5 protein-coding genes are annotated in these 12408 nt (G+C 57.6%); 2 read left to right on the forward strand and 3 right to left on the reverse strand.

Annotated features, from left to right (window positions below; all coding sequences use genetic code 11):
- Positions 1–4031 (reverse strand): hypothetical protein (locus F4Y64_02920; protein ID MXX96551.1); only part of this gene is annotated, 4031 nt, incomplete at its 3' end.
- Positions 4032–4383: 352 nt separating this feature from the next.
- Between F4Y64_02920 and F4Y64_02925 the strand changes: the two genes are divergently transcribed.
- Positions 4384–4728 carry a hypothetical protein gene (locus F4Y64_02925; GenBank protein MXX96552.1) on the forward strand — a complete coding sequence of 115 codons (345 nt, stop codon included), beginning with the start codon at positions 4384–4386 and terminating at the stop codon, positions 4726–4728.
- Between the two features lie 15 nt (positions 4729–4743).
- Here F4Y64_02925 and F4Y64_02930 read toward each other — a convergent pair whose 3' ends face one another.
- Both F4Y64_02930 and F4Y64_02935 read right to left on the reverse strand, forming a co-directional pair.
- On the reverse strand, positions 4744–5115 hold the full coding sequence (locus F4Y64_02930; GenBank protein MXX96553.1) for a hypothetical protein: 372 nt from the start codon (positions 5113–5115) through the stop codon (positions 4744–4746).
- Positions 5116–5146: 31 nt separating this feature from the next.
- The gene (locus tag F4Y64_02935; GenBank protein MXX96554.1) at positions 5147–10426 is read right to left on the reverse strand and encodes a hypothetical protein; all 5280 of its coding nucleotides are present in this window, start codon (positions 10424–10426) and stop codon (positions 5147–5149) included.
- A 394-nt stretch (positions 10427–10820) separates the two neighbouring features.
- Here F4Y64_02935 and F4Y64_02940 point away from each other — a divergent pair.
- Positions 10821–12408: GAF domain-containing protein (locus F4Y64_02940; protein ID MXX96555.1), on the forward strand; the 1588-nt coding region annotated here is incomplete at its 3' end.

The raw sequence follows: 12408 nt of genomic DNA on the forward strand, positions 1-12408 counted from the left end.
CGCCCGCTCCCGCGTGCAATGACAGCGTGACGTGCACCACTCAGCACGACCGTGAGCGTCTCGTCCGGCTCCGGGAGCTCGTCCTCCAGAATGTTCAGACGGATCCTCCCTTTCGTGGACCCGGGATTAAACAGCACAATCCCCCGGGAATCCTCATAATCTGCCCCCGCCTCGGCATCCTCGGCCACGGCCCGATACATCACGCTGACCAGTCGACCCGTCGGTTGGTTCAGCTCCACCCGAAGATCCACAGACCCCGCCCCCTCATCCACCGATGCATCATAAATCGAAAGTACTACCTCGCCCTTGTCCTTGATGCGCACCTCCAGGTCCGCGATCTCGTGGTCATAGCCGCCGCCACGGGCGCGGTGGGTCAACGTGAACTGCTCGTCGTCAGTATCCAGATCCTCCAGTGCCTGGACCGTGACCGTCTGGGCATCGTCCCAGGTGGCGGGCGTGAACGTCAACGACGCCCGGTCCAGCGTAATCTGCGCCGAAGGCCCGGTGATCGCGACGATCACGTCTGACGTGGGTGCGGACTGAAGCGCGACGGTATACGTGCCGGCCGCTCCCCCTTCCTCAAGCTCCAGCAAAAGAGGAGTCAGCAGAATCCCCTTCTGATCCGTGTCTTCCACCGTCACCACGACCGTCCCGGTGATCCCGCTGTACTCCCCGCCACTGGCCCGCAGCGTGAGCGTCTCCACCGCCTCGTCCTCTGCATCCGCATCCTCCATGGCCGAGACCGTGACGGTCTGCGGCGCATCCCACGTCGACGGCGTAAACGTCAGCGTCGACCCGTCATGACTCAGGTCCGGATTTGTGAACGCGGGAATCTGGACCGTCACCCCCGCCGTCGGCTCGCTCGAAAGCTTCACCGTAAACTCCGCAGAGGTTCCTTCGTCCATCGTGAGTGCACCCGGACTGACCTCCAGACGCGACGCATCCCGGTCAATCACCGTGACCGACAGGACAGCGGTCGTTCCGCTATAGCCCGGATCCGAACTGGTGGCCGTATGGATCAGCGTCGAGGTCTCATTGATCGAATTGGCGTCTGAATCCGCTCGGACACTCACCTGCTGCGACTCGTCCCAGTCGGAAGCCGTGAAGTGCAGCACCAGCGGACTCGCCGTGACACCCCCGCCTGACTCGACGATCGTGACCGTCACAGCTTCTGACGGCGCAGACAAAAGCCGGACCGAGTACGTCTCCAAAGAGCCCTCTGTCACACTCAGCGACGAAGGAACCAGCTCGATCCCACTGGCATCGTTATCCATGACCGTGACCCTCACCGTCCGGGTAGCTCCGCTGTAGCCGCCGCCACGGGCCGTCAACCGGATGGATTCCAATTCATCCACCGCATTCGCATCCTCTGCCGCCGAAACCACCACCGTCTGGGCACGGCTGTAATTTGAAGAGGTAAAGGTCAGCGTGGACGGATTCCGGTTCAGCGCCGGGTCCGTGAAGGGTGGAATCGTCACGGTCACCTCGCCTTCGGGTGCCATGGATAACCTCACGGTAAACGCCGCCGTCGATCCCTCATTGACCAGTATCGAAGTCGGATCAACCTCCAGACGACCCCTGGCAATATCGTTGTCGGTGACCGAGACCCTCAGAGGATGGGTGACCCCGTCGTAGCCGCCGCCACTGGCCCGTAACGTGACGGATTCAAATTCATCCACCCTATTCGCATCCTCAGCTGCCAAGACCGTCACGGACTGAGATATCCAGTAGTTTGACCTTGTAAAGGTCAGAGTGGACTCGTTGCGGCTCAGTGCGGGATCTGTGAACAGTGGAACCCTCACCGTTACCTCGCCCGTAGGCTGCGCTGCAAGCGTCACCCTGAAATCAGCCCCTCTTCCCCCCTCGGTTACATACACCCAAGAAGGAAATACCCGAAGTGTCGGGTCTTCATTATCGTTGACCGAGACCGTCACAGCCCGGGTAACCCCACCGTAGCCGCCACCAGTGGCCGTTAACGTGATGGATTCAGATTCATCCACCATATCTTCATCCTCTGCTGCCCGGACCGTCACGTACTGGGGCCACCACCAGTCAAAACTTGTAAAGGTCAGTGTGGACTTGTTGCGGGTCAGGTCCAGATTCGTGAAACCAGGAATCTGGACGGTTACCCGGCCCGTAGGCTGCGCTGTAAGCTCCACCTCGAAATTAGCGGCTCCCCCCTCGGTTACGGACACCCGAGCAGGAGAGACCACAAGTCCCGGGTCATCGTCGTCTAGAATCGTCACAGATACAATTCCCCGCTCCCCATCAAAGCCACCGCCACTTGCAGTCACCGTAAACTCTTCCGTTTCATCCTGAAAATTATAGTCATGCCCGGCAGTGAGTTCCACATGCTGCGGTGTAGCCCAAGTGTCCTTTGTAAACGTCAGGCTGAGTGGAGATGCGGTCAGATCCCCCTGACTTCGGGGAACACTCACGGTCACATCGTTACTGCCAATATCTCCCAGGGGGGCTTCCGAAAGACGGACGGAAAAGCTTCTTTTTTCTCCCTCTGGAATACCCAGCGACGAAGGAGAAACCACAAGTCCCGGGTCATCGTCGTCTTCAATCCTGACATTGATTTTTGCGGAGATTCCGATCCAATTCGGTTCATCCGCAGGCCCCGTGACCGTAAAGATCAGTGTCTCCTGGTCATCCTCATCGTCCGGGTCATGCGCTGCCTTGACCTGCACATCTTCCACAGGCGTACACCAGTTCCAGATTTCGCCCCTTGCAATGCAAGGTCCAAACCATGAGCCCACCTTGTAGGTCACACTCGACGGGGATACCGTCAAGTCCGTGCCCTCATATCCGGTATACGTTCCTACTATGTCACTTTGTGGCGGCGCGTCGCGCTTCGTGAGAAGAAGGAGACCGGTAATAATACTGCCTCCCTCTGGAATCAATTCCTCGTACGCAGGCCGATCTTCAATGGTTACATCCAGCGAATAGGTCAAGCCGTTGTACCCTCCTCCCGCCGCGGTTAACGTCAGGGTCACCCGCTCATCCTGATCATCCTCATCCAGTTTTGCGAGCAAATTCAATTCCTGACTACTTTGCCAGTCGTCTGCCGGGAATGCGAGTGTCGTTGATCTCGGAGCCAAGCTTGTCCCTTCATGCCCCGTGACCGTGAAGGTGACACCCCCGGAAGGCGGTCCCAGAGTCTCCAGAAGAAGGATGTAAACATTATCGTTTGCACCCTCTTGAATTACCAGAGGCGTCAGTTCCCAGATGATCTCGTCATCCACGATCGTGACGGCTCGCTGGACTGAACTCTCATTGCTTCCCTGTGTCGTAGTGATGGTCAGGGTTAACTCGTCATTGATCTCATCGTCATCGTGCCCGGCCACCAGGGTGACGGACTTATCGGCCCAGTCGCTGGCCGTGAAGGTGAGTGTGCTCGGACTCACGGTCAGGTCGGTGTCCGCATGACCCGTAATGACCACGGTCACATCACTGGAAGGCTGCTCACCTATCGAGATCTCAATGTCTTCTGAATTTCCCTCCAGAATCGTAATTGAGTTCTGCGCAGGATTGGCCATCCCTTGCCGATTCCAATACTGCCCCCCAAATCCATCCGTTTCGTTCTGTCGCTCTATGATACCATGGTTCCAGACAGGACCAATCAATGCATCCGGCGACAACGCATGGAGAGGATGGATTGGCGGCTCGGGGAGCCGAAACAGGTTTACGCCACCCATGTCCATATTCCAGAGTCGTGAGTCTGCCCCCTCCTCAGACACCCTCATGACGGCAACTGAAACCTCTACCGGTTCCTCTTCAAATGTGGCTGAACTTGACTGTGGGAGACGATCCGCCGCTTCTTTGATTTGGATCTGCGGGACAGCCTCCTGGCCAACGGCGACAATGGGAGTTAACAATAGCAGAAGAACTCGCAGACCCCATCCGATGAAGAAGGGCCCTACACAATGGTCACTACATCGAAATCGAAAATTTACTTTATCATCTCGCCGGCTCTGAATATGCAGCTCGCTGTACTGGCGAACCTCCTGCAGGGTGACTTCAACCATCCCAACGCAAATACTCCCGGGGGCAACAATTAGCACAGTCAGGTGCCCGGTAAGGGGCTCTATCTTCTCGCACACACACTGCACTCGCCTTATGAAATGAATATTCTCTGGTCAACGGACCATCACACTACTATAGACAGCCCCTCCTTACTAAGATAGTAACGATTCAAGTATTATTTCCGTCAATAATATTCTTTAATTGTTATATAATTGGCAATATTGGTTATATTATTGTTAATTCATGCTAAATTGTACTTTTGGGCCAGCGCATTGAAGCATCCCAATCGCCTGATCGGCCGATGCACGGTGCAAGACCCGGAGTTTCTTTCAAACCAAATCGAAATGCGGACAAATGAATAAATCCAACAAGGTAGACTCGGAGATCCAGGCGCTGCGCGAGCGCCTTTCCAGATTGAGCACAGCGGTTTTGTGTGTCAACTCAAGCCTTGATCTCGATACGGTCTTGGACGAAATACTGACCAGCACGCGCGATCTGGTCGGCGCCCGCTACGGCGTGATCACGACCATTGATGAGACGGGGCAGCCGCAGGACTTCGTCACGTCGGGGTTTAGCCCGGACGAAGAGCGACTGTTGATGGAGTGGGAATCCGCGTTGAGTTTCTTTGGGTACTTCCGTGATCTTCCAGAACCACCCAGGCTGGCAAACCTGCCCACCTACATCCGCTCCATCGGCTGAGCCCCGAACCCGACGCTACCGAAGACTGTCCAATCGAAATCGATGCGTCACTGCGGCGTGCATGTAGGTACCTTCTTCCTCAGAAGGAAACAGGACGGTTACGAGTTCACCGAGGAGGTCGAGGAGGTTCTGGTGCTGTTCACCTCCCAGAAGGCCGCCATCGCCAATGCCCACACGCACCGGAACGAGCAGGGGGCACGGTCCAGTCTGGAAACCTTGGGCGATACCTCGCCGGTGGGCGTTGTGGTCTTTGATGCGAAGCCCAAGTACAATACGCTCTTGTGGCCTTGGAAAGATCGAACGATCTTGAAATAGAAAACCCTCGGCACTGAACTGATGATTTTTAACTTCACGATCGTAACAACAAAGCACTGGATTAAGCATCATGTATAAGATAAAGGGGGAACTTCTTTTTCCCTTAGTACCTCACCGACCCCTGCAGATTCAAGCCGATCCCAATTGGTGCGTTTGCATGAGCGTATGCCATTCCAAACACGGACACGCTCATATAATCCCTCGGCCGCAGCTCTGTACCCAGACGGTACATTCTTCCGGTGAACAGTTGTGTCATCCCGGCCACGGATCGCATCACTCCGGCTTTCAGCGGCACCCCGTAAGCCATCTCCATCTTGATCTGGTGCAGGTTCGCACCCGCCGGAACCGCTTCCAAAATCGTCTGCTGACGCTGCAGCACACCGCCCTGATGCGGTCCCCACGAGGGGCGAACCGACACCACCAGTCCCTTGGGGCCCTCTCCCACCTGCACCAATCCCGACAGCCCCCACTCCGTAAACCCGTCCGCGCTGTGGATCACCAGCCCCTGTGTCCGCATCTCTCCCTTCAGTCGCCATGCCGGGTACGAGAGCCGGATTCCGCCCCCAAGTTCCAGCCCCGTGCCCGTCTCTGCACTCCCACCATCCTGGCGCACATTCACTTCTACGTACGGACGGATCATGTCGCTGACGCGCAAATCGCCCCCCAGCCCCGCCCGAACCCGGTAGACCTGCGCACTCACTGCATGCACATCCACTTCCGCCCCCGCAACCAGCACATCCCCGTGGACATTCAATCCAAACCATGCCGTGGACGCCCATTCCCCCTGCACCCCGGCCGCACCAAATGTCGAGGTCAGATCCCCCTCCAGTTCCTGCACTTCCGTCCGGCCCCGTCCATACCCCATCGCCATCCATGCCCCCCAGTCCTCCCCCTGAACCGAGACATACGGAACCACACCCGTGAGCCCCGACTGCACCGCACCCGACTCCTCATACAAACGGAACGTTCCGTCTGCCTGGCTGTGGGATACCAGCAGGCCGACCAGCCAGCGCTGTCGCCAGCGATAGTCCGTCCCCACCATGGCCGTTGTCACATCTGCGCGCAGGCGCAGTGCATCCGCTCCGCGACCATTGAAGCGCGTGAATGAGCCCCGACCCCACACACTCAGTCCCCCCAGATCCCTAGATATATGACACCCCGCAAGCAACTCCCCCAACGAGGGATCCCACCCCGTCAATGCCCCCCACACCTGCGCCATCACCGCTCGCTGCGGGGCTGAACACGACGAGGCACCCCTCCGGGATCGGAATCGCTGATGCAATGCCCCCACAATCTGCACTGCAGACGTGCGCACAAACCGCGCTGTGTACGCCTTCAATACTCCCGAACGTACCGAGGTCTCCTCCCGGATCGTCGCCACTGCCACTGCCTTCTCGATCCGCGTCTTGCCTGAACTCTGCAAATGCACCGTAAAGGTTTCCTGGCGCCAGTCCAGTTCATCTCTTAAAAGCTCTACACTAATCTCCGTTTCCACCTCCCCCGGCGCAAATGTAACCAGCCCGCTCGCCGCCGCATAGTCCTCGCCCGCCATCGCCGTCCCATTCTCGGTCCGATAGCTCACCGTAACCGGGGCCTCGCTCGGCTCCGACAAATGCACCGCAAACCGAACCACTCCGTCCTCCTCGAACGCCACCCCATCATCAATCCAGACCGCGGATACGGCATCATTGTCCAGAATCGTCACGCGACCGGTCTCCCGGGCAATGACGGCGTGACGCGCACTACTCAGCACTACCGTAAAGGTCTCGTCCAGCTCCGGCAGCTCATCCTCCAGGATGTCCAAGCGGATCCTCCCTTTGGTGGACCCGGGACCAAACAGTACAATCCCCCGGGAATCCTCATAATCCGATCCCGCCGCGGCGTCCTCGGCCACGGCCCGATACATCACGCTGACCAGTCGACCCGTCGGTTGATTCAGTTCTACCCGAAGGTCCACAGACCCCGCCCCCTCATCTACCTGTGCATCGTAAATCGATAGCGCCACCTCGCCTTTGTCCTTGATGCGCACCTCCAGGTCCGCGGTCTCGTGGTCATAGCCACCCCCACGGGCACGGTGCGTCAACATGAACTGCTCGTCGTCAGTATCCTGATCCTCCAGTGCCTGGACCGTGATCGTCTGGGCATCGTCCCAGGTGGACGGCGTGAACGTCAACGACTCCCGGTCCAGCGTCACCTTCGCCGAAGGCCCCGTGATGGCGACCGTCACGTCTGACGTGGGTGCGGACTGAAGTGCGACGGTGTACGTGCCGGCCGCTCCCCCTTCCTCAAGCTCCAGCGAAAGGGGATTTAACAGGATCCCTCTCTGGTCATTGTCTTCCACGGTCACCGTGACCGTCCCGGTGATCCCGCTGTACTCCCCGCCACTGGCCCGCAGTGTGAGCGTCTCCACGACCTCGTCTTCTGCATCCGCATCCTCCATGGCCGAGACCGTGACGGTCTGCGGCGCATCCCACGTCGACGGCGTAAAACTCAGCGCCGATTGGTTGTGGGTCAGGTCCGGATTTGTGAACGTGGGAATCTGGACCGTCACACCCGCCGTCGGCTCGCTCGAAAGCTTCACCGTAAACTCTGCAGAGCTTCCTTCGTCCATCGTGAGCGCGCCCGGACTGACCTCCAGACGCGGCGCATCCTGGTCGATCACCGTGACCGACAAAATGGCAGTCGTCCCGCTATAGCCCGGATCCGCACTGGTGGCCGTATGAATCAGAGTCGAGGTCTCATTGATCGAATTGGCGTCTGAATCCGCTCGGACGCTCACCTGCTGCGATTCGTCCCAGTCGGAAGCCGTGAAGTGCAGCATCAGCGGACTCGCCGTGACACCCCCGCCTGACTCGACGATGGTAATGGTCACGGCTTCGGCCGGCTCGGACAAAAGCCAGACCGAGTACGTCTCCGCAGTTCCCTCCGTCACACTCAGCGATGAAGGAATCAGCTCGATCCCACTGGCATCGTTATCAATGACCGTGACCCTCACCGTCTGGGCAGCTCCGCTGTAACCGCCGCCACTGGCCCGTAACGTGATCGATTCAAATTCATCCTCCGCATTCGCATCCTCTGCCGCCGAAATCGTCACCGTCTGGGCTGTACTGTAATTTGAAGGCGTAAAGGTCAGCCTAGGCGAGTTCTGACTCAGTGCCGGCTCTGCGAAGGACGGAATCGTCACCGTCACCGCGCCTTCGGGCTCCGCCGATAGCTTCACGGTAAACGCCGCCGTCAATCCCTCGTTGACCAATACCGAAGTCGGATCAACCTCCAGACGGCCCCCGACAACATCGTTGTCGGTGACCGAGACCCTCAGCAGACGGGTGACCCCGTCGTAGCCGCCGCCACTGGCCCGTAACGTGACGGATTCAAATTCATTCACCGCATCCGCGTCCTCCTCTGCCCAGACCGTCACCGCCTGGCCCCTCCGGTAGTTGGAACGTGTAAAGGTCATTGGGCTGCGCAGCCGATTATGCTGCAGCGCGGGATCTGTGAACGGTGGAACCACCACCGTTACCTCCCCCGTAGGCTGCGCTGTAAGTACTGCCCGGACGGTAACCCAGTCTCCACCCTCGTTTACAGACACCCGAATAGGATAAATCCGAAGTCCCGGCTCTTCATTGTCGAGAATCCTCACCGATACACTTCCCCGCTCCCCATCAAAACCACCGCCGCTTGCCGTCACCGTAAACTCTTCCATGTCATCCGCAATATCAGCATCATGTCCAGCCGTGAGCTCCACCCCCTGCCACTGATACCAGTTCTCCTTTGTAAACGTCAGGCTAAGTGGAGATGCGGTCAGATCCCCCTGACTTGGAGGAATACTCACGGTCACATCGGTATTGCCAATATCACCCAGAGGGGCCCCCGAAAGACGAACCGAGAAGCTTCGTTTTTCTTCCTCTGGAACATCCAGCGACGAAGGAGAAACCTCGAGTCCCGGATCATCGTCATCTTCAATCCTGACGTTGGTTTGTGCCGATATCCCGAGCCACACCGGTTCATCTGCAGGCCCTGTAATCGAATAGATCAGTGTCTCCTGATCATCCACGTCATCTGGGTCATGCCCTGCCGTGACCTCCACATATTCTCCAACCGAACAATAGAGCCAGAGTCTGACACCATGAAGGCAAAGGTATATCCATGAGTCTGCCCTGTGGATCACAGTCGACGGGGATACCGTTAAGTCCGTGCCCTCATGTCCGCTATACGTTGCGATTAAATCACGTTGTGGCGCTGTTGGTAGGTTCGCACCTAAGACGAAGGCAAAAGAGACACTACCTCCCTCTGGAATCGACTCCTCGTACGGAGGCCTGTCTTCAATGGTCACCTCCATCGAATAGGTTAAGCCGTCGTACCCTCCTCCTTCTGCAGTAAACGCCAGGGTCACCCGCTCATCTGTATCATCCTCGTCCAGTTTTGCAAACAAATCCAATTCCTGACTTCTTTGCCAGTCGTCTGTCGGGAACGTGAGTGTAGTTGGACGCGGAGCCAAGCTTGTCCCCTCATGCCCCGTGATCGTGAAGGTGACATCTCCGGAAGGCGGTCCCAAAGTCTCCAGAAGGGGAATAGAAGTATTACTGATTGTACTCTCCAGAATTACTCGGGGTGTCAGCTCCCAGATGATTTCGTCATCCACGATCGTAATGACTCGCTGGACTGAACTCTCATTGCTTCCCTGTGTCGTGGTGATCGTCAGGGTTAATTCGTCATTGATTGCATCGTCATCGTCCCCCGCCGTCAGGGTGGCTGTCTGATCAGCCCAGTCGCTGGCCGTGAAGGTGAGTGTGCTGGGACTTACGCTCAGGTCTGTACCCGCATGGCCCGTAATGACGACGGTCACATCACTGGAAGGCTGTTCACCAATCGAGATCTCAATGTCTTTCGAATTTCCCTCCAAAATCGTAATAGAATTCTGCGCAGAATGGGCCGTCCCTTGCCAATTCCATAACTGCTTCCCAAATCCATTAGCTTCGTTAGGCGGCCCTGTGATGCCATGATTCCAGACCGGACCGATCAATGCAGCTGGAGAAAACGTATTAACGTAATGCATTGGCGCCTCGGGAAGCCGAAACAAGTTTACGCCTCCCATGTCCACATTCCACAATCGTGGATCGGACCCCTCCAAATCTTCAGATACCCTGATGAGGGCAACGGAAATCTCCACCCGTTCAAGTGTGGCCGAACGTGATTGCGGGAAATGATCCGCCGCTGTCTTGATTTGGACTTGCGGCACAGGCTCCTGTCCGACGGCGACCATGGGAATCAAGAACAGCACAAGAACGTGCAGGGCCCCTCCGATGAAGAAGGATCCTACGCAATGGTCACTACATCGAAATCGAAATTTTGCTTTACCATCTCGCCGGCTCTGAATATTCATGAGATAAATCGCTATGCTCGCTAACTTCCCGCAGGACGACTTCAACCATCCCAACGCAAATTCTCCCGAGGGCAACAATCGGCACAGTCAGGTATCTGGTAAGAAGCTTGATCCTTCTCACACACCGTACGCGCCTTGTAAGTATTGTATAACCAGCAGGCCATCATACCACTTATGGGCAAACCCCCACACTAAGTATAGGAATGCTTCAAGTATTTTTCTCATCAATTATGTTCTTTATTTGTTATATAATGGACAATATTGGTTATATTATTGTTAACTTGCAATAAATTGTATCTTTAGGCCAGAGCATTGAAGCATCACAATCGCCTTATCGGTCGATGCACGGTGCGAGATCTGGAGTTTCTTTCAAACCAAATCGAAATGCGAACGAATGAATAAATCCAACAAGGTAGACTCGGAGATCCAGGCGCTGCGCGAGCGCCTTTCCAGATTGAGCACAGCGGTTTTGTGTGTCAACTCAAGCCTTGATCTCGATACGGTCTTGGACGAAATACTGACCAGCACGCGCGATCTGGTCGGCGCCCGCTACGGCGTGATCACGACCATTGATGAGACGGGGCAGCCGCAGGACTTCGTCACGTCGGGGTTTAGCCCGGACGAAGAGCGGCTGTTGATGGAGTGGGAACCCGCGTTGCGCTTTTTTGAGCATCTGCGCGATCTTCCGGGGCCGCTCCGGCTGGCCGATGTGCCCGCCTACATCCGCAGCATCGGCTACGCCCCGCACCCGATGCTGCCGAAGACCTTTCAATCGACCCCGATGCGTCACCGCGGCGTGCATGTGGGGACGTTTTTTCTTGGAAAGAAGCAGGGCGGTCATGAGTTCACCGACAAGGACGAGGAGGTTCTGGTACTGTTCGCCTCCCAGGCGGCGGCCGCCATCGCCAACGCCCGCACGCACCGGGACGAACAGCGGGCACGGTCGAGCCTGGAAGCTCTGGTCGATACTTCACCGGTGGGCGTGGTGGTCTTTGATGCGAAGACCGCTCAGCCGGTGTTACTCAACCGGGAGGCGAGGCGGATCGTCGAGGGACTGCGCACGCCCGGCCGTCGCCTGGAGCAGCTGTTGGAGGTAATCACGTGCCGCTCCTCCGACGGGCGCGAAGTGGCGCTTGCGGAATTTCCGATGAAACGAGTGATTGATGACGCCGTGACTGTGCGCGCCGAGGAGGTCGTACTCTCGGTTCCCGATGGCCGAAGAATTACGATGCTCATCAACTGCACCCCGATCCACTCCGACGCTGGCGCGGTCGAGTCGATGATCGTCACCATGCAGGATCTGGCGCCATTCCAGGAACTGAATCGGTTGCGAACGGAATTTCTGGGCATGGTGAGCCACGAACTGCGTGCACCGCTCGCGGCCGTCAAGGGTTCGGCGGCGACCGTGCTGGGGAGTTCGCGGGTTCTGGACCGGACCGAGATGCAGCAGTTCTTCCGGATCATCGAAGTGCAGGCCGATCATATGGACAATCTGATCAGCGACCTGCTTGATGCGGGGCGCATCGACTCCGGAATGCTGTCGGTCGATTGCAAGCCGGTGCAGGTGGCCGAACTGGTGGAACAGGCCCGGACCACATTCCTCAGCGGTGGCGGCCGGCAGACCATCCGCATCGACCTGCCGCTGGACCTGCCCCGTGTGATGGCCGACGAACAACGCATTGTCCAGGTGCTGAACAACCTCTTCTCCAACGCATCTCTGCACGCTCCCGAGTCATCGGTCATCCATGTCGGTGCGGTGCGTGATGGGGTCCATGTCGTAATTTCGGTCACGGACGAAGGCCAAGGTGTGTCGCCCGAGCAGTTGCCGTACCTGTTCCGGAAGTACACCGGGGACGGGGACCGGCCGCGTGGGGTCGGCCTAGGTCTGGCCATCTGCAAGGGATTGGTCGAAGCCCACGGTGGCCGCATCCGAGCCGAGAACGCCGGACCTGGACGAGGCACCCGGTTCACCTTCACGATTC

The organism is Rhodothermaceae bacterium (assembly GCA_009838195.1).
Taxonomy (GTDB): Bacteria; Bacteroidota; Rhodothermia; order Rhodothermales; family Bin80; genus Bin80.

Coding starts and splice junctions, on each gene's coding strand:
- F4Y64_02925 (MXX96552.1), top strand. CDS start 4,384: ATGAATAAATCCAACAAGGTAGACTCGGAGATCCAGGCGCTGCGCGAG.
- F4Y64_02930 (MXX96553.1), bottom strand. CDS start 5,115: ATGATGCTTAATCCAGTGCTTTGTTGTTACGATCGTGAAGTTAAAAAT.
- F4Y64_02935 (MXX96554.1), bottom strand. CDS start 10,426: ATGAATATTCAGAGCCGGCGAGATGGTAAAGCAAAATTTCGATTTCGA.